At 72.0% G+C, this 20,649-nt stretch carries 18 protein-coding genes; 5 read left to right on the plus strand and 13 right to left on the minus strand.

All coding sequences use genetic code 11. The annotated features are described in order from the left end of the window. The first annotated feature begins 30 nt into the window (after positions 1 to 30). On the plus strand, positions 31 to 1,206 hold the full coding sequence (locus tag ACIBI5_RS31135) for a saccharopine dehydrogenase family protein (protein ID WP_397252293.1): 1,176 nt from the start codon (positions 31 to 33) through the stop codon (positions 1,204 to 1,206). On the opposite strand, the gene ACIBI5_RS31140 is transcribed toward ACIBI5_RS31135, so the two are convergent. From ACIBI5_RS31140 to ACIBI5_RS31165, 6 genes are all read right to left on the minus strand, one after another. After that, positions 1,193 to 2,035: a PaaX family transcriptional regulator C-terminal domain-containing protein gene (locus tag ACIBI5_RS31140; protein WP_397252294.1), complete on the minus strand. Its 843-nt coding sequence runs from the start codon at positions 2,033 to 2,035 to the stop codon at positions 1,193 to 1,195. The genes ACIBI5_RS31135 and ACIBI5_RS31140 overlap by 14 nt on opposite strands. A gap of 42 nt (positions 2,036 to 2,077) precedes the next feature. Continuing rightward, positions 2,078 to 3,514, minus strand: coding sequence for a flavin-containing monooxygenase (locus ACIBI5_RS31145; protein ID WP_397252295.1), 1,437 nt, complete (start codon positions 3,512 to 3,514; stop codon positions 2,078 to 2,080). Between the two features lie 27 nt (positions 3,515 to 3,541). Then, positions 3,542 to 4,333, minus strand: coding sequence for an SAM-dependent methyltransferase (locus tag ACIBI5_RS31150; RefSeq protein WP_397252296.1), 792 nt, complete (start codon positions 4,331 to 4,333; stop codon positions 3,542 to 3,544). A gap of 53 nt (positions 4,334 to 4,386) precedes the next feature. Further along, on the minus strand, positions 4,387 to 5,031 hold the full coding sequence (locus tag ACIBI5_RS31155; RefSeq protein ID WP_397252297.1) for a GPP34 family phosphoprotein: 645 nt from the start codon (positions 5,029 to 5,031) through the stop codon (positions 4,387 to 4,389). After that, on the minus strand, positions 5,028 to 6,413 hold the full coding sequence (locus tag ACIBI5_RS31160; RefSeq protein ID WP_397252298.1) for an APC family permease: 1,386 nt from the start codon (positions 6,411 to 6,413) through the stop codon (positions 5,028 to 5,030). The genes ACIBI5_RS31155 and ACIBI5_RS31160 overlap by 4 nt, the downstream gene beginning before the upstream one ends. A gap of 116 nt (positions 6,414 to 6,529) precedes the next feature. Further along, positions 6,530 to 7,849, minus strand: a complete 1,320-nt coding sequence (locus tag ACIBI5_RS31165; RefSeq protein WP_397252299.1) for a M14 family zinc carboxypeptidase — start codon at positions 7,847 to 7,849, stop codon at positions 6,530 to 6,532. Between the two features lie 77 nt (positions 7,850 to 7,926). Here ACIBI5_RS31165 and ACIBI5_RS31170 point away from each other — a divergent pair, with 77 nt between their 5' ends. Genes ACIBI5_RS31170 through ACIBI5_RS31180 form a run of 3 tightly spaced genes read left to right on the plus strand, consistent with a single transcriptional unit; the run spans position 7,927 to position 10,873 of the window. Further along, positions 7,927 to 8,538 carry a TetR/AcrR family transcriptional regulator gene (locus ACIBI5_RS31170; RefSeq protein ID WP_397252300.1) on the plus strand — a complete coding sequence of 204 codons (612 nt, stop codon included), beginning with the start codon at positions 7,927 to 7,929 and terminating at the stop codon, positions 8,536 to 8,538. Between the two features lie 27 nt (positions 8,539 to 8,565). Next, entirely contained in the window at positions 8,566 to 9,984 is a 1,419-nt protein-coding gene (locus ACIBI5_RS31175; protein ID WP_397252301.1) for an MFS transporter, read from the plus strand. A gap of 40 nt (positions 9,985 to 10,024) precedes the next feature. Further along, positions 10,025 to 10,873: a M55 family metallopeptidase gene (locus ACIBI5_RS31180; RefSeq protein WP_397252302.1), complete on the plus strand. Its 849-nt coding sequence runs from the start codon at positions 10,025 to 10,027 to the stop codon at positions 10,871 to 10,873. Here ACIBI5_RS31180 and ACIBI5_RS31185 read toward each other — a convergent pair. The 7 genes from ACIBI5_RS31185 to ACIBI5_RS31215 all read right to left on the minus strand — a co-directional run bounded on the left by ACIBI5_RS31185 (position 10,839) and on the right by ACIBI5_RS31215 (position 18,830). Then, positions 10,839 to 11,642, minus strand: coding sequence for an ABC transporter ATP-binding protein (locus ACIBI5_RS31185; RefSeq protein WP_397252303.1), 804 nt, complete (start codon positions 11,640 to 11,642; stop codon positions 10,839 to 10,841). The genes ACIBI5_RS31180 and ACIBI5_RS31185 overlap by 35 nt on opposite strands. A 38-nt stretch (positions 11,643 to 11,680) precedes the next feature. Beyond that, complete coding sequence (locus ACIBI5_RS31190; RefSeq protein ID WP_397252304.1) at positions 11,681 to 12,700, minus strand: FecCD family ABC transporter permease; 1,020 nt, start codon at positions 12,698 to 12,700, stop codon at positions 11,681 to 11,683. After that, positions 12,697 to 13,701, minus strand: a complete 1,005-nt coding sequence (locus tag ACIBI5_RS31195) for a FecCD family ABC transporter permease (protein ID WP_397252305.1) — start codon at positions 13,699 to 13,701, stop codon at positions 12,697 to 12,699. Before ACIBI5_RS31195 ends, ACIBI5_RS31190 begins: the two co-directional genes overlap by 4 nt. Continuing rightward, positions 13,698 to 14,690 carry an ABC transporter substrate-binding protein gene (locus ACIBI5_RS31200; protein WP_397252306.1) on the minus strand — a complete coding sequence of 331 codons (993 nt, stop codon included), beginning with the start codon at positions 14,688 to 14,690 and terminating at the stop codon, positions 13,698 to 13,700. Before ACIBI5_RS31200 ends, ACIBI5_RS31195 begins: the two co-directional genes overlap by 4 nt. 24 nt (positions 14,691 to 14,714) lie before the next feature. Continuing rightward, complete coding sequence (locus ACIBI5_RS31205) at positions 14,715 to 15,542, minus strand: siderophore-interacting protein (RefSeq protein ID WP_397252307.1); 828 nt, start codon at positions 15,540 to 15,542, stop codon at positions 14,715 to 14,717. 104 nt (positions 15,543 to 15,646) lie between these two features. After that, the gene (locus ACIBI5_RS31210) at positions 15,647 to 17,500 is read right to left on the minus strand and encodes a trypsin-like peptidase domain-containing protein (RefSeq protein WP_397252308.1); all 1,854 of its coding nucleotides are present in this window, start codon (positions 17,498 to 17,500) and stop codon (positions 15,647 to 15,649) included. A gap of 103 nt (positions 17,501 to 17,603) precedes the next feature. Further along, a complete protein-coding gene (locus ACIBI5_RS31215) occupies positions 17,604 to 18,830 on the minus strand; it encodes a C39 family peptidase (protein WP_397252309.1) in 1,227 nt (408 codons plus the stop codon). 217 nt (positions 18,831 to 19,047) lie between these two features. Between ACIBI5_RS31215 and ACIBI5_RS31220 the strand changes: the two genes are divergently transcribed. Beyond that, positions 19,048 to 20,646, plus strand: coding sequence for an amidohydrolase (locus ACIBI5_RS31220; protein ID WP_397252310.1), 1,599 nt, complete (start codon positions 19,048 to 19,050; stop codon positions 20,644 to 20,646). Positions 20,647 to 20,649: the final 3 nt, after the last annotated feature.

Genomic DNA, 20,649 nt, shown 5'->3' on the forward strand with positions numbered 1-20,649 from the left:
TGAAAACGATAGGTGAAGATATGAGAGGTAATGATGAGAATCCTCGCCCTCGGCGGTTCCGGATCGATGGGCAGGGTCGCGGTGCGCGTGGCAGCGGGTCTCGCCGGGGTGCGGGAGATCGTCGTCGCCGACCGTGACCTGGACGCGGCGCACCGGCTGGTCAAGGAGCTCGGCGGCCTCCCGGCACGGCTCAGCGCCCGGCAGGTGGACGTCACCGACGCGGACGGGCTGGCCGCCGCGCTGGAAGGAGCCGACGTCGTGCTCAACACGGTCGGGCCCTACTACCGCTTCGGCCCGGCCGTCCTGCGGGCGGCGATCCTCGCCCGCACCCACTACCTCGACATCTGCGACGACTGGGAACCCACCCTGGAGATGCTCGAGCTCGACGGGCAGGCCCGCGCCGCGGGCGTGCGCGCGGTGATCGGCATGGGCGCGAGCCCCGGGATCAGCAACCTGCTCGCGGCCCGCGCCGTGGCGGAACTCGACACCGTGACGGACCTCTACACCGCCTGGCCCGTCGACGTCCCCGGCTCCGGCGCCGAGCAGACCGAGCTGAACGGGCCCGACGGCCGGCCCATCGCGGCGGCGGTGCACTGGATGCAGCAGATCAGCGGTACCGTCGCCGTGGTCAGCGGCGGGCAGGTCGTCCAGCGGCCGCCCATGCGGCCGGTCACGCTCGACCTGCCCGGCGGCAGGAAGGGCACCGCCTACACCGTCGGCCACCCCGAGCCCGTGACGCTGGCGCGTAGCTACGTCCTGACGGGGGAGTCGGCCAGCCTCATGGTCGTCACGCCGGGTACCGCGGCCTACCTGGACGTGCTGCGCACCGACCTCGACGAAGGCCGGCTCACCAACGAGAGCGCCGCCGCCGCCCTGGCCAAGCCCGCCACGCGCCGGGCCATGCGGGCGGCCGTGCGGGCGTTCGGCTTCAAGGCGCCGGGCTCCCTGCCGGCGTTCTTCGCCGCCGCCATAGGCACGGCGGACGGGCGGCCGCGTACCGTCCTGGCCCACCTGGCCGGGGCCGAGACGCTGATGATGGGCATGGACGAGGCCACCGGCCTCCCGGCCGCGCTGGGCCTGGCCCAACTGCTCGACGTGGAGCGCGTCCCGCCCGGCGTGCACCCGCCGGAGACCGCGATCGACGGCGAGCGGTTCTTCGCCGACCTGGCCGGGCACGCCGGGTCCGTCCGGGTCATCGTGGAGTGAGCGTCCCGTAGAGCTTGAACAGGCGGATGCCGGAGCCGATCTGGTGGTCGAGCAGCTTCCAGCAGGTCGCGGTCAGCTCGCGGGCCTGCGCGCCGGGCCAGGGCCGCGGCAGCAGTTCCGGAGGCAGGAGCGGGTCGTCCTCCATCGCGCGGGTGAACTCGGCGGCCAGCTCCACCGCGATGGTCAGCCGCTCCTGCGGGGTGAGCGGGTTCGCGCCTCGCAGCAGGTCGAGCCGCGGCCGGGCGATCGCGGCGAGGCGGTCGTAGCGCCCGGCGATCTCCTCCAGCGGCCACAGGGCGCGGGCGAGGGCGACCGGGTCGGCCTGCCCGCCCCTGCGCAGGTCGCGGGTGGTCAGGAAGGTGACGTGGTCGAGGACGTCCAGGCGGCGGGCGTGCTCCTCGACGTAGGGCTCCCACGCGTTGGCGCTGAGGTAGAGGCCGCCGTGCACGGGCGCCCCGCCGAGCGCGGTGATCGCCGCGCGCAGCGCGTCCCTGCCGGTCCTCGCACTTTCCGGTACGGCGAAGCCCACCAGATGCCAGGTGCCGTCCCAGGGCGCGAGCCCGGCGTCCTGCCGGTAGGCGTGGGCGACGAACTCGACGTCGAGCCCCATCGCCCGCTCGGCGCTGCCGGTGGCCCGCAGGATCGCCTTGCGCCCGCGGCCCTCCTGGACGAAGCGCTCCTCCGCGACCAGCCGCTTGATGCACAGGCGCACCTGCTGATCGGTCATGCCGAGCTGTTCCGCGGTGGCGTAGAGCTCACCCGCGTCGACGGTGAGGTCGGTGCGGACGAGCGCCTCGACGAGCATCCGGGTGGGGACGTGGACGTCCAATGCGGTGGCCCTCCAGGGGTGTGTGAGCGGGAAGAGTTTACGTCACCCGAAAATCATGCCCTTGCGAACGTCGAGGAACGCGAACTTCGCGAGGTCGGCCAGGTAGTTCTGGGTGACCAGCCACGGGTCGCGCTCGCCCTGCTGCGGGAACAGGTGCGCGGCGCGCTGGACGTAGCCGGCGGTCAGGCCGAGCAGAGGCCGCCGGGCGCCGTCGCGCGGGAAGGCGGGCATCGCCGTGCTCAGGCCGTGCCTGCGCATGTGGGCGAGCAGCCGTACGACGTAGCGGGAGGACAGGTCGGCGCGCAGGGTCCATGACGCGTTGGTGTAGCCGACGCAGAAGGCCAGGTTGGGCACGCCGCCGAGCATCAGCCCCCGGTAGGCGGTGGTGGCGGCGAGGTCGACCGGCTTGCCGTCCACCGTCAGCGCGATGCCGCCGAGGGGGATCAGCGACAGCCCGGTCGCGGAGACGACGACGTCGGCGGCCAGTTCCTTGCCCGACTCCAGCGTGATGCCGTCCTTCGTGAACCGGGCGATGCGGCCGGTGACCACCGACGCCCGCCCGGCGGTCACGTCGCGGAAGAGATCGCCGTTGGGCACGACGCACAGCCGCTGGTCCCAGGGCTGGTAGCCGGGCGTGAAGTGCCGGTCGGCGTAGGCGGGGTCGGGCAGGAACCTGAGGACGCCCCGGCGCAGGTACCGCTTGGTCCGCTCGGGGTAGCGTCTGCTCAGCCAGTAGATCAGCTGGCTGCGCAGCACGTTCTTGGCGCGGACGAGGGTGTGCGCGAGCCGCGCGGGCAGCAGGCGGCGCAGCGCGTCGGCGGTCCGGTCGACGTCGGGCAGCGCGCTCATGTACGTCGGGGAGCGCTGGAGCATCGTGACGTGCGCCGCCTTCCCGGCCAGCGCGGGCACGAGCGTGACGGCGGTGGCGCCGCTGCCGATCACCACGACCCGGCTGCCGGTGACGTCGAGGTCCTCCGGCCAGAACTGCGGATGCGCGAACCGGCCGCCGAAGTGCTCCACGCCGTCGAAGTCCGGCTGGTGGCCCTGCTCGTAGTCGTAGTAGCCGGCGCAGACGTAGAGGAACGAGCACGTCCAGACCCCGTCGCCGGTCCGCACCGTCCACCGGCCGCGCTCGCCGGACCAGCCGGCGGAGACGACCTTGGTCCCGTAGCGGATGTGCCGGTCGATGCCGTGCTCGCGGGCGGTGTCCTCGATGTAGCGGCGGATGCTGTCGCCGTCGGCCAGCGACTTCCCGCCGCGCCACGGCTGGAAGGGGTAGCTGAGCGTGAACATGTCCGAGTCGGAGCGGACGCCCGGGTAGCGGAACAGGTCCCACGTGCCACCGGGGCGGTCCCGGGCTTCGAGCACCGCGTACGTCCAGCCGCGCTCGCGCTGGAGGCGCCACGCGGCGCCGATGCCGGACAGGCCCGCTCCGATGATCAACACGTCCACGTCTATCACATCAGAAACGGTCGTCATAAAAACGACCGTATCATGTGCGAACGTTCAGGGCTTCCGCGCCACCGCCCCGTGGGCGTCGATGAACGGCCCCGCCTCGTCGTGCCACTGCGAGATCGGGGCCAGCCCCGGCTCCACCATCTCCAGGCCCTCGAAGCAGCTGGCCATCTCGTCGAGCGAGCGCAGGTAGTAGGGGACCGCGCCGCTCTCCGCCAGCTTGTCGCTGCCCTCCGCGACGGCGTCGCCGGTGGCGGTGCCGTCCCACAGCACGAGGTAGCTGCCCGAGGGCACGCTGTCCATGACCCGGCCGACGATCGAGCGCATGAGCTCGAAGTCCTCGACGTACCCCAGCACGCCCATGAACATCACCGCGATGGGCTTGGTGAAGTCGAGCACGTTGTGGGCGTCGGAGACGATCAGCTCCGGCTCGTGGTAGTCGCCGTCCACGTACGCGGTGACGCCCTCCGGGGTGGTGTTGCGCAGCAGGGCGCGGGCGTGCACGAGCACCAGCGGGTCGTTGTCGACATAGACGATGCGCGAGGCCGCGTTGATCGACTGGGCGACCTCGTGGGTGTTCTGCATGGTCGGCAGGCCGGTGCCGATGTCGAGGAACTGGGAGATCCCGGCCTCGCCCGCCAGGTGGCCGACGGCGCGGACCAGGAACCCGCGCGACTGCACGGCCATCTTCACGATGTCCGGATACACCTGGGCCACCGCGTCGCCGGCGGCCCGGTCGGCCTCGAAGTTGTCCTTGCCTCCCATCCAGTAGTTCCAGATGCGGGCCGCGTGCGGGATGTCGGGCTGGATCTTCGCGGCGAGGTCGGAACGCTCGTGGTTCATGGGCGGGCTTCCTGTGAGGGGTTTCGCGTGAAGTGATCGTACGGCGGCGCCGCTCAGCGGTACACGGCCACGGCCGCCTCGCCGATCAGCGTCTCGAACAGGCCGACGAGCTCCTTCACCTGAGGCGAGTGCTCGTTGACGATGGTCCGCAGGGTCGTGGTCAGCTGGGCCGGCGACTGGCCGATGTAGAGCTCGGTGTGCACCTGCAGCGCCAGGACGAGGCCGCAGAGCGCGGCGCCGCGCGCGTCCATCTCCCGCCAGCCGCTCACCGCGGAGCGCACGTCGGTCGAGGCGCGCACGATCGAGGCCATGTCGGCCCGGTAGCGCGTGTACGGCAGCATGCCCAGCCGCCGCCCGGTCACCTCCGTCAGCAGGCCGACGCGTACGAGCTGCCGCCTGGCCCGGTCGTAGCTGTCGGCCGCGACCGTCTTGGCCCAGGTCACCGCGTCCAGCTCCGGTCGCTCGCGCAGGAACGCCCCCGCGTACGCGTCGACGACCGGGTCGCCGGTGGGAGTGCGGTCGGTGACCGCCACGGCGCGGCCGTCGAGCCGGACGCGCCCGTACAGGGCCAGGTCGATCAGCACCGCCCCGGCCAGCCCGAGGGAGATGGAGGAGCGGTGGATGAGCGGCTTGCCGTTCTCGTGGTGGCACACGATGAAGAGGTCCTGGTAGAGCGGCGGCGGGACCTCCGCGCTCACACCGGCTCCTTCGTCAGCGCGCTCGGCCGTAGGGTGGGCGGACGGCCGAGCAGGTACAGGGCGCCGAGGACCACGCCGCCCACCACGAACCAGATCAGGCCGACGACCTGCGCCATCACGTTGGCGTGGATCACGACGAAGACGAGCACGCCCAGCCCGATCAGCGGCGCGACCAGGTGCGCCCACATGTTCGTGGACCGGCCGCGGATCGTGTAGTGCACGATCACCGACAGGTGCAGGACGATGAAGGCCACCAGCGCGCCCATGTTGATCAGGCTGCTGAGGAAGTCGACGCCGTCCGGGCGGGTGGCCATCCACAGCCCGAGACCCACGGAGAGCGCCGAGATGAGCAGGATGGCGTTGGTGGGCACGGCGTTCTTGACCGAGATCCTGGCCAGGAACGAGGGCAGTTGCCGGTCGCGGGCCATGGCGTAGAGCAGCCGGGAGACCGCGACCTGCGCGACCAGCGTGTTGGCGATGCCCCACGAGATGGCGGTGGCCGTCGAGGTGACCTGCCTCAGCCACTCGCCGCCCGCCACCTGGGCCGTGTCGTAGAAGGCGGTGCCGCTGGCGCTGGTCAGCAGACCCTGCGGATCGGGTACGAGCAGCGCCGCCACCCAGACCTGGGCGATGAACAGCACTCCGGCCAGCAGCAGCGCGATGCGCATCGCCCGGCCCACCTGCTCGGAGCCGCCGGTGGACTCCTCGACGAGCATGCTGATCCCGTCGAAGCCGAGGAACGACAGCACCGCCACCGACACCGCGGCGAACACGATCGGCCAGGAGAAGGTGTCCGGGTTGAACAGCGGCGCCAGGCTGAACCCGCGCCCGTAGCCCTGCATGAGGGCCCAGACCCCGGCCGCCAGGAACAGCGCCAGCACGGCCAGCTCGGCGACGATCATCACCTTGGTGATGGTGATCGTCATGCGGATGCCCCGCAGGTTGATGGCGGTGTTGACGGCGACGAAGAAGACCAGCCAGGCCCAGACCGGGATGCCGGGCAGGGTGGAGTTCATGGCGATCGAGGCGACCAGGTAGAGCAGGCTCGGCACCAGCAGGTAGTCCAGCAGGATCGCCCATCCGGTCATGAACCCGACGGGCGGGGCGATGCCGCGGCCGGCGTAGTTGTAGACCGATCCGGACAGCGGGAACGCCCGTACCATCTGGGCGTAGGACATGGCGGTGAACAGGAGCGCGACCACGCCGACCAGGTACGCCATGACCGGCATGCCGCCCGATCGCGAGTAGACGAGGCCGAAGATGGCGAACGGTGCGATGGGCACCATCATGACCAGGCCGTAGAAGACCAGGTCGGCGAGCCCTACCCCGCGGCGTAATTCCTGCTGGTAACCGAAACGGTCGATGCCGGCCTGGGGGTCCACAACAGCCTCCTCGCTGCTGGTCTTACTGAGGTTGTGTGATCCTTCCGTAGCTCTGGGTCGCCTCGCAAGACATATCGGCCCCGTTCAACCGCACAGAACCTCGACAACATCGGTCATTACGCCGGGTCCGGGCCCTTGGCGGCCTCCGCGGCCAGCAGAGCGGCGCCGAGCTGGACGGCGACCAGCGTGCGGATCGGGATCGGGGTGGCGGTGAACCCGGCGTCGGCCTCGGCGAACCAGGCGTCGAAGAGCGCCCGCACGCGGGCCCGTTCCGCCCGGATGGCCGGGGTCGGGTTGCCCGCCGCCAGCTCGGCGTCCAGCATCCGCAGCAAGGTGCCGCCATAGCGCAGCCGCATGCTGTGCTTGAGCTGCTCGTTGCCGACGACCTCGGCGACCGTGGCCGGCCGGTCGGTGCCGGGGAAGCCCTCCCATTCGGAGATGTAGGCGTCGTGGGTGGCGACGAAGTCCTCCATCGACCGGCGGAACGGCGAGGTCACGGTCAGGTCGGCCCCGACCGCGGCCATGGACCGCCTCAGCTCGGCGATCAGGTCGCGCTGCGACGCCAGGTGAGCCGCGATCGTGTCGCCGTACACCTGGCCGGTCGGGGTCTGGTCGGAGACGGCCGGATCGGCCCAGTAGGGCAGCTCGGTCACCAGGTGCAGGGCGCCGAAGCGGTCGGCGTAGTCGACGCTGCCGCCGCCGATGCCGTAGACCTCGCCCAGTTCGGCGCCGCGCGGCGTGATGTAGGCGGCCGGGCCGATCTGCCTGGCGCTCGGGATCTCCGGCGGGCCCATGTGCAGCGGCAGGCCCCGGCCGGAGGCGACGGTGGCGAGTTTTTCCGCCAGGCCGGGCAGCTCGCGGCTGAGGTAGTAGAAGGCGCCCTGGAGCTCGCCGTTGTGCAGGGAGTAGACGAAGTCCGGCTTCACCTCGTCCATCAGCCGCATCAGCGCCTCGGTCTCCGGCAGCGTGCGGTCGAAGGTGTAGCCGTCGCCGGTCAGCGGGAACGTCCACTCGACCTGGTCGGCCTCGCACGGGCGGTAGAAGTGCTCGGCGTACGCCCGCCGGTCGCCGGGCCGCGCGTACCAGCCTTCGTTGAGCCGGGCGCCGTCCGGGTCGACGCAGGGGATGAGGTGCCAGCGGTAGCCGAACTCCTCGCGCAGCCACGGGTCGTCGATGAGCCGGCGCAGCAGGTTGCTCACGGTGAGGGAGCCGATGGGCTCGTTGGGGTGGGGGCCGCCGATGATGACCGCTTCGTGGGGGCCGGCGCCGATCGTGGCCACGCGGAGCGGCTCGCCCAGGCGGGAGGTGCCGATGTGGCGCAGCCGTACCAGGTCGGGGTGGGTGGCGGCGAGGTGGTCGAGCTCGGCGTGCATCTGATCCACGGACGGGAACGCGGCGTGGTCGGGCACCTGGTTCATGTATGCGTCGACGTTCATGCACGCAACGATAATCTGGATTATTCTAATAATCTAGATTATCGTTTCGCTCACTCAACTCCGGGAGACCCGACACCATGCGACTGACCAGGGCGGAAAGCAAGGCCGCGAACAAGCGCGCGCTGATCGACGCCGCACGGGAGGTCGTCGGCAGGGACGGCGCGCGGGCGAAGCTGGAGGAGATCGCGCAACTCGCCGGGCTCACGACCGGCGCCGTCTACTCGCTGTTCGGCGGGAAGGACGGGCTGATGGTCGCGATGATCGACGACTACACCGGCCCGCTCGACCGGCGGCCGGTCGAGCGGATCCCGCCTGACCGCCCGCTTGAGGAGGTCGTGGACGCCATCGCCCGGCAGTTCTGGCGGATGTCGGCCGACCCGGAGGCCGCCGGGCTGCTGTTGTTCGAGGTCCGCTTGCTGGAGCTCGTGCTGAACGACGCGAACCTGCTCGCCAAGCTCAACACCGCCGTCAACGCCTCCGAGGCCGACCTGGTACGCCACCTCACCGGTCGCGAACACGACGGCGTACCGGTCACCGGAGAACAGGCCGTCCGCCTGGCCCGCGCGCTCAAGGCGCTGCTGTCCGGGCTCGGTCAGGCCGTCATCCTCGGCGTTCACGGCAGCTCGGAGGAGTTCTTCGCCGACGCCGCGCGCTCCCTGGTCACCTCCAGGGTGCTCGGCCCGGCATAGCCAGGTCACCCCCCGAAAGGCAGGACCATGTCCAGATCCGGCTTCGGCATCATCGGCCCTCCGGTGCTGTTCATCGGCGTCTTCCAGTTGCTGGAGACGATGCTCTCGCCCGCGCTCCCGCTCATCCAGAGAGAGCTGTCCGCCTCGCCCGGCGAGATCGCGTGGATCTTCACCGGCGGGCTGATCAGCTCGGCGATCAGCACGCCGATCTCCGGCCGCCTGGCCGACATGTACGACAAGCGGACCGTCCTGCTCATCCTGATGGCGATCACCAGCGCCGGCGCCCTCATCTCGGGCCTGGCGCCCAACGTGCAGGTGCTGATCGCCGGCCAGGCCGTACAGGGCGTCTGGCTGGGCGTGCTGCCGCTGACCGTCGGGCTGTTCCGCGACACCCTCGAACCCGAGCAGGGCGCCACCGGCAACGGCCTGGTCATCGGCACGGCCGCGCTCGCCGGCGCGATCGGCCTGATCCTGTCCGGGCCGCTCATCACCGCGCTCGGCTACCGGAGCCTGTTCTTCCTGACCCTGGGCGGCGCGCTGGTGGCCGCGCTCTGGGCCTGGATCGCCGTGCCCGCCACGCCCCGCGACGCCCGCGGCCGCGTCGACTGGCCGGGCGGGCTGCTGCTCGGCGGCGGGATCGCCCTGCTCATGCTGGGCCTGACCACCTCGTCGAGCTGGGGCTGGACCGATCCCGCCGCGCTCGCCCTGTTCGCCGGCGCGGCCCTGACGCTGGGACTGTGGGCCTTCGTCGAGCTGCGCAGCAGGGAACCGCTCGTGGACCTGCGCCTGCTGGCCGGACGTTCTTCCGCCGGAGTGACCGCGATGGGGTTCGTGTTCGGCTTCGCCTCCTTCGGGCTGCTGGTCGCGCTGCCGATGATGCTGTCCCTGCCCGCGAACACCGGGTACGGCATGGGCGCCGACACCCTGTGGATCGGGCTCTACATGTTCCCGCTGGGCGTCGCGGGCACCGTGATCGCGCCGCTGGTCGGGCCGATGACCCGGGTGCTCGGGCGGCGTACCGTGCTGGTGCTCGGCGCCGTCCTGGTCTCCGTGGGCACGGCCATGCTCGCCTTCTGGCACGGCTCCCCGTGGGAGATCGTGGCCGGGGTGACCGTCACCGGCCTGGGCGGCGGCATCGGGCTCACCGCGGTCCTCAACGTCGTGGCCGCCGACGTGCCCGGGGAACGGGCGGCCGGCGTCAGCGGCGTGGTCTTCGTCGCCAAGAGCATCGGCGGCACCTTCGGCGCGCAGGTGGGCGCCATGGTGCTGGCCGGCGGCAGCGTGGCCGGGATCCCCGCCGAGAGCAGCTTCGTGTCCACCTACCTGCTGTCCGCGCTGCTCGGGCTGCTCGCCGTGGGCGCCGCGTTCGTGATCCCCAGCGCTGTGCGGTACGCCGAAGCCGCGCGCGAAGGTTCGGCCAACGCGCCAAAGCCCGCCGCCTTCTAGGGTGACACGCTGCGACAGCGGCCAACGAAAGGAGCAGTCAGTGCGGGTCTACATCTCCATCGACATGGAGGGCATTTCCGGCATCGCGACCATGGACCAGATCGTCCGCGGCGGCCACGGTTATCCCCGCTCGCAGAGCCTGATGACCGCCGAGGCCAACGCCGCGATCGAGGGCGCGTTCGAGGCGGGCGCCGACAGCGTCCTGATCAACGACAGCCACGGCACCATGGACAACCTGCTGCACGAGGAGCTCGACCCCCGCGCCCGGCTGATCTTCGGCACGCCCAAGCTGGACTGCATGGCCGAGGGCATCTCGGCCGAGCACGACGTGGCCATGTTCCTCGGCTACCACGCCGCCGCCGGCTCACCGGGCGTGCTCTCCCACACCTACTCCTCACACTTCTACGAGGTGCGGCTCAACGGCAGCCCGGTCTCGGAGGCCGAGGTCAACGCGCTGCAGGCGGCCGCGGTCGGCGTACCGATCGGGTTGCTCACCGGTGACGACGTCATCTGCGGCGTCGCGGAGAAGGCCTTCCCCGGCGTACGCACCGTCGCGGTCAAGGTGGCCCACGGGCACACCGCGGCCGACAGCCTGTCCCCGACCGAGGCCAGGCGGCAGATCCGGGAGGCCGCGGCGGCGACCGTACGCGGGGCGGGAGACTTGGCGCCGCTGCGCATGCCCGACGTGCTGGAGCTGGAGATCGACATGCCGAGCACGCCCGCGGCGGAGCTGGGCGCGCTCATCCCGGGCGTGCGCAGGATCGCCGACAAGACGCTCGCCGGCACCTTCACCACGCCCGCCGAGCTGCTCGGCTGCGTGAGCGTCTGCTACCACCTCGCCGCCGACGCGATGATCAGCCGGATGGCCCTGTTCGGCCGTCGAGCGTAGGCACGACCATCGGCGTGCCGGTCACCGGGTCCGGCACGACGACGGCGGGCAGGTCGAAGACGTCCTTGATCAGCGCGGCGTCCACCACGTCGGCCGCCGCGCCCTCGGCGACGACCTGCCCGTCCTTCATCGCGATCAGATGGTCGGCGAACCGGCACGCCTGGTTGATGTCGTGCAGCACGGCGACGACCGTGCGCCCCTCGTCCCGCAGCCGCGCCAGCAGCGCCAGCAGCCGGTACTGGTGCGCGATGTCCAGGAACGAGGTCGGCTCGTCGAGCAGCAGGTACGGCGTGCGCTGCGCGAGCACCATGGCCACCCACACCCGCTGCCGCTGCCCGCCCGACAACTCGTTCACCGGCCGGTCGGCCAGGCCGTCCACGCCCGCGGTCGTCATGGCCTCGCTGACCGCGCTCTCGTCCTCCGCCGACCACAGCGACAACATCGGCTGGTGCGGGAAACGCCCGCGCCCGATGAGCTGCCTGACCCTGATGTCCTCCGGCGCCAGCGGATCCTGGGGCAGGAACCCGAGCGAGCGGGCGAGTGCCTTGGCCGCGTAGGACCCGACGTCCCGCTCGTCGAGCAGCACGTTCCCCTCTGCCGGGCGCAGCAGCCGCACGAGCGCCCGCAGCAGCGTCGACTTCCCGCACGCGTTGGCGCCGACGATCGCGGTGAACGCGCCGTCGGGGACGTCCAGGCTCAACCGGGTCGAGACCACCCGGTCGGCGTAGCGCAGCTCCAGCTCCTGGGCCCGCAGACGCACCTCGGTCACGTTCGCCTCACCTCCTTGGCCGGCACTCCGATCAGAGGTCACGTTCGCCTCACCTCCTTGGCCAGCAGCCAGATCAGGTAGCAGCCGCCGATCGCGGTGGTGACGACACCGACCGGCAGGGATTCGGGGGCCAGCAGCATCTGCGCGGCCAGGTCGGCGGCCTGCAGCAGGACCGCGCCGGTGAGCGCGGCCGGCAGGAGCGGAACCCCGGCCGCTCCCGCCAGCCGGCGCCCGATCTGGGGAGCGGCCAGCGCGATGAACACGATCGGCCCGGCCACCGAGGTGACCGTCGCGGTGCACCCGACGCCGACCAGCACCATGAGCAGCCGCAGCCGGCCCAGCCCGACACCGGTCGTGCTCGCGACCGCCTCGCCCAGCGCCGCCTGGTGCATGGTGTGCGACCAGGCCGTCATCAGGGCCAGTAGCACACCGATGATCGCGAAGGGAACCGGCAGGTCCGCCCAGTCGACGCCGTTCAGCGAACCCGCGCTCCAGCCCACGGCCGCGATCGCGACCTCCAGCTCGGCGCGCAGCACGATCCACGAGTTGAAGGCGGTCACGATCGCGCTGACCGCGATCCCGATCACGACCAGGCGCAGCCCCGACAGCCCGCCGCCCGAGGACAGCAGGTAGATCATGGCGGCCACGGCCAGCCCGCCGATCACCGAGCTCGTCGCGAGCACGACGGAGCCGCCGGAGAAGACCGTGAGCGCGACCAGCGCGCCGGTGTAGGCGCCGGCGTCGAGGCCGATCACGTCGGGGCTGCCCATGGGGTTGCGGGTGAGGTTCTGGAAGATCGCCCCGGCCACGCCGAGCGCGAGGCCGAAGACCATGCCCGCCAGCACCCGGGGCAGCCGCCAGTCCCTGATCACCACCACGGACTCGCCCTGCCCGCCGAGCGCGGCCAGCACCTCGCCAGGCGTCGCCCACGAGGCGCCGTAACACAGGCCGAGCAGCCCGGCCCCGAGCATCAAGGCGGCCAGCGCCGCCGACAGCACCAGAGCCCGGCGCTCGACCCGGACCGACCGCCCGCCCGCGCGCAGCACGACGACGCTCACAGCGTCCCCGCCCCGTAGCGCCGCACGGCCCAGATGAGCACCGGGCCGCCGAGGAACGCGGTCACGATCGCCACCGGCACCTCGCCCGTCGGCAGCAGCACCCGCGAGCCCATGTCGGAGACCAGGAGCAGGATCGGCCCGAGCACCGCCGCGTACGCGGTCAGCCACGGGACAGAACCCCTGGCCATCGGCCGGACCACGTGCGGCACGATCAGGCCGACGAACAGGATCGGCCCGGCCGCCGCGGTGGCCGCCCCGGCCAGCACGGTGATGCACAGGAGCGCGGCCAGCCGTACCCGGGTGACGCTCGCGCCCAGGGTGCGCGCGACCGTCTCGCCGAGCGCGACCGCGTTGAGCGGACGGCTGAGCAGCAGCGCCCCGGCGACGGCGAGGACGATCAGCACCAGCGTGAGCGCGAACGGGTCCTTCTCGCGGCCGGCCAGCGAGCCGATCGACCAGAATCGGAAGCGGTCGAAGACGTCGGGCAGCATCAGCCGCAGCCCCAGCGACAGCCCGGCCAGCACCGCGCTCAGCGCGACGCCGGTGAGCACGAGGCGCAGCGGCGACGCGCGTCCCACCGAGTACACCAGCACCGCGGCCAGCGCCGCGCCGCCGCCGGACAGCGCGAGCTCCGAGGCGGGCGTGGTGGCCAGGCCGAGCGCGGCGCCCACGGTCATCGCGAAGCCGGCCCCGGCGGTGACGCCGAGGACGCCCGGCTCGGCGAGCGGGTTGCGCGACAGCGTCTGGATGAGCACGCCCGCCACCGCCAGCGCGGCGCCGACGCCCACGCCGAGCAGCGCGCGCGGCAGCCGGACGTCGCGCACGATCGAGTGGTCGGGCGATCCGTCGAAGGCGAACAGCGCGCGCACCACCTCGGCGGGCGCGACGGCGTGGGCGCCGACGCCGACGCTGACGACGGCGACCAGCGCGAGCAGGGCCACTCCGGCGACGAGCACCGCGCCGCGCCCGGTGATCGTCCCGGCGCGTGCGGCGAGTGTCATCGCGCGGCCAGCGGCGCCAGCGACTTGTCGAGCGCGTCCAGGGTGAGCAGCGCCTGGCCGTAGGTGGCGGCCTCGGTGTAGCGGATCGCGAAGGCCTTGCCCGCCTTCACCGCGGGCAGCTTCTTCCACAGCTCGGAGTCGAGCACGTACTGGACGGCCTGCAGCGGCGCGCCGTCCGGGCCGACCGAGTAGGTGACCACGTCGGCCTCGGCCAGCGCCGTGGGCAACTCCTCGATCGAGGGGTACTCGCTGACGTCCTTGCTGCCGCCGCCCTTCACCTTGACCTGGCCGTAGTAGGCGGCGCCGATGTCGTTGGCGATGTTGGTGCCCCACGACTTGTCGAACTCGCGCTGGAAGGTGCCCTTGCCGACCTCCCCGTACGCGCCGACGTGGGCGAGCTTCAGCCCCGGCAGGACCTTCTCGTACTTCTTCCTGAGCTCGGCCGCCTTGGCCTCGTAGGTCGTCCTGGCGGTGTCGAAGCCCTCCAGCGCGCCCGCGGCGTCGGCCTGGCGCTGCGACAGTTCCCGCCACGCCGAGGGGACCGTCGGCCCGATCGCCACGACGGGCGCGATCGACTGCAGGCGCTTGAGGTCGACGTCGGCCAGCACCGGCGTCGGGACGCCGATGACGATGAGGTCGGGCTTGGCGTTGGCGATCGCCTCGTAGTTGGTCTCCGCCGCGGTGTCGCCCGCGACCTTCGGCAGCTTGTCGTAGGCGGCGCGGGTCTTGGCGTCCATGAGCGGCACGCCCCGCTTCCACGTCGAGATCCCCGTCAGCGGCGCTCCCGCCTCGATCAGCACGGGTACGGCATAGCCGGTCGCGACCACGCGCCGGGGGTCGGCGGGGATGGTGATGTCGCCGTTGGCGGCCTTGAAGACGCGGGTGGCGGTCTTGGCGGCGGGCGGCTGGCTCCCGGTGTTCGACGCGCAGCCCGCGGTGGCCACGGCGAGTGCGAGCATGACGGAGCCGAGCGTGCGGCCAGTAGACATGGGTGTTTCCTTAACGTGGGTGGATCAGTGCTCGTGGTCGTCGTAGTCGGCGGCGCCGCGTTTCCAGTAGCCCGTGATGTCCTGGTCGTCGGCGCCGAGCTTGAGGTGGTCGCGGACCCAGCGGCGCAGCGGCTTCAGCGTCTCTGCCTCGCCCGCCATCCAGGCGAAGATCCGCTCGCCCTCGGGCACCGCCACCTCCTGGACGGCCCGCGCGAGGTCGCCGTTGCGCAGCCAGCGGACCTCGACGCCCGCGGGCGCGGTCAGCTCGATCTCCTCGCCGGCGTCGGAGACCTCGATGAAGGCCCATCCGGCGGCGGTGCCCGGCAGCTCTTCCAGCCAGCGGGCGATCGCGGGCAGCGCGGTGAGGTCGCCGGCCAGCAGGTACCGGTCGTAGGAGTGGGGCACGATCAGCCCGCCGGGCGGGCCGGCGACGTGGGTGGTCGCGCCGGGGGCGGCGTTCCGCGCCCAGTCGGCGGCGACGCCCTTGCCGTGCAGGGCGAAGTCGAGGTCGAGTTCGCCGGCCGCCGGGTCGTAGCGGCGCACCGTGTACTTGCGGGTGGTGGGGAACGGGCGCGGCCAGCTCAGCATGTGGCCGTCGGGCTCGGGCAGGCGCAGGGAGCCGTCGGTCTCGGGGAAGATGAGGCGTACGTGCTCGTCGGGGGAGTGGGCCTCGAATCCGGCCAGGCCGGGGCCGCCCAGGGTCACCCGGATCAGCCCGCTGCCGACCATGGCGGTGCGCAGGACCTCGACCTCGCGGATCCGGATCGGGTAGGCCACCTTGCGGGCGATCGTCCCCGCTCTGACCTCCGCGATGCGCTCCAGGTACCGCTCACGGTCATCGATCCGCTTCACGAGTTCCGTCCCTTCTGGGTGATTTAGGCAAGGCTAACCTAATCACATGGAAGGGAAGGGCCGCGCCCGGGGGCAGGCCGGGCGCGGCCGTCGAGGGGGATCGGTCAGGGAGCGTCGTAGCCGAGGGAGTAGGCGCCGGCGCCGCTGTAGGCGTGGACGCGGTAGCGGTAGTACCCGGCGGTGCCGGTGTACGTGAGCGTCTCGTCCGGGCCCGAGGTGGCGCCCTGGGCGACGGCGGCCCAGCTGGAGCCGTTCCACTTCTGCAGGTACAGGTCGTAGTCGGTGCCCGCGGGACCGTCCAGGCAGGCGCGGTGGGGGCCGGTCGTGGTCGTCTGGAAGTACTGGCCGTCAGGCTGGTACTGGCTGGCGCCGCTGGTCAGCGACCCGGTCTTGTTCGTCTCGTAGCCCGGACACCCCGTCGGCGGACCGCTGCCGAGTGTCAGGGTGAACGTGGCCGAGCGGGTCACCGAGGCGCCCGTGCCCACGACGGTGATCGTGTAGCTGCCCGTCGGCGCCTGCGCGGTGGTGGAGAGCGTCAGCGTCGAGGACGCGCCGGCCTGGATGACCGAGGGCGAGAACGACGCGGTGACGCCCGCCGGCTGGCCGGAGGCCGCGAGCGTGATCTGCTGCGCGCTGCCGCCGGTCACCGCGCTGGACACGGTCGAGGTGGCGGTCTGTCCCGGCTGCACGGTGGCCGAGGACGGGGAGAGGGCCAGCGAGAAGTCGTTGCCTCCGGTGGGCGGGTTGTTGTCGATCATGCCGGAGATCTCGTTGTAGACCTCGGTGATCCTGGTGCCCCAGTTGGGGCAGCCGCCCAGGTGGTGCAGGGCGATCACCTTGTGGCTGGAGGCGGCCAGCACCGGCGAGCCGGAGTTGCCGCCCGAGGTGTCGCAGCGGTAGCCGGTGTTGACGCCGGAGGACACCACGTCGATCTTGCAGGTGGCGCCGCCCTGGGTCTCCTCGAACAACGACAGTCGCTTGGGCCGCGCGTCGCCGTGGCCGGGGATGTAGATCCGCTCACCGGCGACGGGCGGGCGCGGGTCGAGGTACAGCGTGCCGAACTGCTGGATGGCGGCGAAGTCGGCGACGCTGAAGAGGGTGTAGTCGAGGGCGTTGAGCACGCTGGTCTTGAGGAACTGCCCGCCGGCCACCTTGGTGCCGGCCCGCGGGTCGTTGCCGCCGCAGGTCGCGCACTGGTAGTCGAACTGGAACTCGCTGGCGGCCAGGTCGGCGGCGTTCTCCATGCAGTGGTTGTTGGTCAGCATGCGGTTGGTGTTGCCGACCCGCCACGCGGTGCAGTGGCCCAGGCCGTCGAGGAGCTGGCGGGCGACCGCGTTGCCCCTGGCGTACTCGGTGGGGTGGCTGTCGCGGTAGCAGACGACGTCACGCCGGGCGTCGGTGCCGCAGACCGAGAAGCTCTTGGGGGTGCGCGCGGCGGCTTCGTCGCCGGTGAAGCCGCGGTAGTAGCGGTTGATCACGGCGCCGTAGCCGAGCCCGGCGAGCCGCGCGGCCGAGCGCCGGCCGGTGGTGTGCAGGGTGACCACGGCCGTGTCGCCGTCGACGGACAGGGCGGCGAAGCCCGGCGTGCCGTGGACGGTGTGGCCGGAGCCGCGGACGTTGGCGCCGAGCGTCGGGTCGCCGTAGTAGGTGTGGACCTCACGGCGGTCGGGGCCGGCGACGGTGACGTAGTCGCCGGGGACGAGCTTGAGCGCGGCGAAGTGGACCTTGATGTAGCTGGATCCAGGTCGCCGGATCTGGGTGGTGCGCTCCGCCGCGCCGTAGCGCAGCTTGAGGTCGGCAGCGTGCTGCTCGCCGGCGGGGGTGACCGGGTCTGCCTGCTGCTGGGCCGGTGGTGGGGTGGTCGCTGACTGCTGCTGGGGTACGGCTGCCGCGGCCGGAGCGGCCGTCGCGAGGATCGCGGCCAGGGCCACGATCGCAGTCCAGGGCTTGTGACTCATGCCAATGACACCTCCGCCTGGGGGGAAGACGGTTGGCCGAGGCTAACCCCGCATGTGCTACGTACCGGTATCCGTCATCGGTACTGAACCTGCGTCCGGCCGGTCACCAGTTGGCGGGCAGGCCGGGGGTGCGGGCGGGCAGGCGGTGGCCGGGCGGGCGGATCACGTAGACGATGCCCGCGCTGCTGGAGCTGCGCAGCCAGACGTTCTCGAAGGCGGCGCGGGGGTAGACGCGGCGCGCGTCGTCGTTCGCCGGCGCGTTGGCCGGGTCGTTGACGATCACGTCGCCGGTCCGGGTGAAGCCGATGACGACGAACAGGTGGCCGTCGGTCCCGTACCCGGCGCCGGGCAGTTCCTCCTCCTTGAACGACTGCGAGGTGACCACCGGGATCCCGGCCTTGATGAACCGTTCGAGCTCCGTCAGCGACCGCAGCCGGGTGACGAACCCGTCGAGCCCGTACCGCCCCGCGTAGGCGGTGTTGAACGGCCAGTTCCCCGCCCCCTCGTAGTCGAGGTCGTAGACGTAGCGGGCGGCGTAGTCGACCTCGGGGCTCGGGTCGCTCGGATCGACCCAGGCCAGGTCGGCGGCGCTCGGCCCCTTGCGCCAGTAGCCCAGCACCATCGCGGTCGAGGTGGGGCTGCACCACGCCTGGCCGCCGCCGTCCCACTCGGGGTAGTGGCCGAGGTGGATGCCCTGCGAGCGCCGCGGCACCTTGAGCTCGACGCCCCACGCCCGGCCGCCGGGGCTGACGGGCACGCTCGCCCGGTACGGCACCGCCGACGCCATCGCCCCCAGGGTCCGCACGACGGGCCCGCCCGCCTGGCCGGGCTTGCGGTGCAGCGTGACCCGGAGCTGGTAGGAGTCGACCGGCCGGCCCTTCGCGGCGGCGAACGTGTCGACGTTGACGGTGCCGTCCGCGTCGGCCTGGCCGGGTACGGAGGTGCGGCGGATGTCGGCGTCGCCGTAGGCCCAGCGGCCGAGGACGTACCACTTGGTGCCGGGTGACGTGCCGCGCAGCTCGATCTGGATCCAGGTGCCCGCCGGGGTGTCGGCGGTCCAGGAGCCGATCAGCTCGGTGGCGCCGAATCCGACCTGGGTGTCGCGGCTGGTCCAGCGGGCGTACTCCCAGCTCGCGCCGCCGTACTCGATCATGCCGGCGGGCGCGGCGAAGGTCAGGGCGGAGCCGGCGGCGACGCCCTCGGAGGTGCCCGCGCGAAGGGCCGCCCGCTGGTAGACCACCGGGGGAGGTTGCGCGCCCGCGGCCGCGTGGAGCGGGACGGGGATCGCGGTCAGGAGCAGGGTCACCAGCAGCACAGCCAGCTTGCGCATCGGGCCTCACCTCGGGCGGAAGGTAACACCGCCAATACCGCGTTCGCATCGGATGAGTTACGTATGCGGCCACGATTGCGCAATCGATTTCGCTGAAGAAATGCACTGTCGGAAGGGGGTACTAGTCAGATTTTCGGCTACTTTAGAGCAAACGATTGACATCCTCTCGCTTCACATGGACACTCAGCCGCAACGTCGGTGTGAAGGGACCTCCGAGTTGGCTACTTCGGACCTGCTGTTGATGAACGCCCTGGTGACCACGCTCGCCGAGGACGGAAGGACGCCCGCCGAGGCCTCCGCCGTGCTCATCAGGGACGGACGCGTGACATACGTCGGAGAGGACGCGGTCGCCAGAACGATGGCCGGCCCCGCGGTCCCCGTGATCGACGCCGGGCGGCGCAGGGTGGTGCCCGGCCTCATCGACGGGCACACCCACTTCGTCCGCGCCGGACTGACCTGGAACGACGAGGTCCAGTGGGGCCGCGAGCCCACCCTCGCCGGAGCCCTGGAACGGATCGCCGAGGCCGCCGCCGACCGCCCGCCCGGCACCTGGATCAAGGTCATCGGCGGCTGGCATCCCGAGCAGTTCGCCGAGCGCAGGGCGCCCACGCGCGAGGAACTGGACCGCGCCGCCCCCGGCCATCCGGTCTTCGTCCAGCTGGGCTACTCGTGGGGTCTTCTCAGCACCGCCGCTCTGCGCGAGGTGGACCTGGGCAAGGCGGCCGCCGAGGGCCTCGACGCCGCCGCCGTCGATCCGGCCGGCGTGCTGCGCGGCATGGCGGCGATGCGCTGGCTGTACTGGCAGCTGCCCGTACCCTCCCCGGAGGAGCAGGTGGCCTCCACGGCCACCGCCTCCCTCGCCTTCAGCGCCGCCGGGATCACCGGGCTCATCGACGGCGGCGGCGCCAACACCGGCCCCGACGTGTACGCCGCCCTCTACGAGACCTGGCGGCGCGGGCTGCTCACCGTCCGGGTGCGCACGACCGTGCACGCCTCGCGCCCGCACGCCGAGCCGGAGGAACTACCCGGCTACCTGCGCTATCTCGCGCCGGGTTTCGGCGACGACATGCTCAGGGTCCTCGGCATGGGCGAGATCGTCCACTACAACGTGCACGACGGCTTCTCCCGCAGCCCCGACCTGTCGGAAGGCTCGCTCGAAGCCCTGTACGCGACCTTCGCCGACTGCGCCCGCCGCCGCTGGCCGGTGCAGATCCACGCCATCAGGGCCGACACCATCGAGGCGATCGTGGGCCTGTGGGAGCGGCTGGACGCCGAGATCCCGCTCGCGCCGCTGCGCTGGGCGATCGTGCACGGCGAGGGCATGAGCCGGGCCACGGTCGAGCGGGTGGCCAGGCTCGGCGCCGGCGTGCTCGTGCCGGCCATGCTCAGGTTCGAGGGGGCCGAGCTGATCGAGGCGTGGGGCGAGGAGGCGGTGCTCCAGGCGCCGCCGCTGCGGGCCCTGCTCGACGCGGGCGTGCCGGTCGGCGGGGGCACCGACGCGATGCGGGTGGCCTCCTACCGGCCCTTCACCGCCATGCACTGGTACGTCTCCGGCCGCGAGATCGGCGGAAAGCGGATCAGGGCGGCGGACAACCTGCTCACCCGTGCCGAGGCGCTGCGCATCTGCACCGGCGGCAGCGCCTGGTTCAGCTTCGAGGAGCACCAGCGCGGACGGCTGGAGCCGGGCCTGCGCGGTGACCTGGTGGTGCTCGACAAGGACTACTTCACCGTGCCAGAGGACGAGATCCCCGGAATCGGCGCCGAGCTGACCGTGGTCGGCGGCGTCGCCGTCTGGGCCGGTCCCGCGTTCCGTTAGAGA

This window comes from Nonomuraea sp. NPDC050540, assembly GCF_044457485.1.
In the GTDB taxonomy this organism is placed as follows: Bacteria; Actinomycetota; Actinomycetes; order Streptosporangiales; family Streptosporangiaceae; genus Nonomuraea.

Excerpts from the sequence above, each read along its gene's own strand:
- ACIBI5_RS31145 (WP_397252295.1), bottom strand. The coding sequence starts at position 3,514 with ATGACGACCGTTTCTGATGTGATAGACGTGGACGTGTTGATCATCGGA.
- ACIBI5_RS31150 (WP_397252296.1), bottom strand. The coding sequence starts at position 4,333 with ATGAACCACGAGCGTTCCGACCTCGCCGCGAAGATCCAGCCCGACATC.
- ACIBI5_RS31195 (WP_397252305.1), bottom strand. The coding sequence starts at position 13,701 with ATGACACTCGCCGCACGCGCCGGGACGATCACCGGGCGCGGCGCGGTG.
- ACIBI5_RS31170 (WP_397252300.1), top strand. The coding sequence starts at position 7,927 with ATGCGACTGACCAGGGCGGAAAGCAAGGCCGCGAACAAGCGCGCGCTG.
- ACIBI5_RS31135 (WP_397252293.1), top strand. The coding sequence starts at position 31 with ATGATGAGAATCCTCGCCCTCGGCGGTTCCGGATCGATGGGCAGGGTC.
- ACIBI5_RS31165 (WP_397252299.1), bottom strand. The coding sequence starts at position 7,849 with ATGAACGTCGACGCATACATGAACCAGGTGCCCGACCACGCCGCGTTC.
- ACIBI5_RS31215 (WP_397252309.1), bottom strand. The coding sequence starts at position 18,830 with ATGCGCAAGCTGGCTGTGCTGCTGGTGACCCTGCTCCTGACCGCGATC.
- ACIBI5_RS31210 (WP_397252308.1), bottom strand. The coding sequence starts at position 17,500 with ATGAGTCACAAGCCCTGGACTGCGATCGTGGCCCTGGCCGCGATCCTC.
- ACIBI5_RS31175 (WP_397252301.1), top strand. The coding sequence starts at position 8,566 with ATGTCCAGATCCGGCTTCGGCATCATCGGCCCTCCGGTGCTGTTCATC.
- ACIBI5_RS31200 (WP_397252306.1), bottom strand. The coding sequence starts at position 14,690 with ATGTCTACTGGCCGCACGCTCGGCTCCGTCATGCTCGCACTCGCCGTG.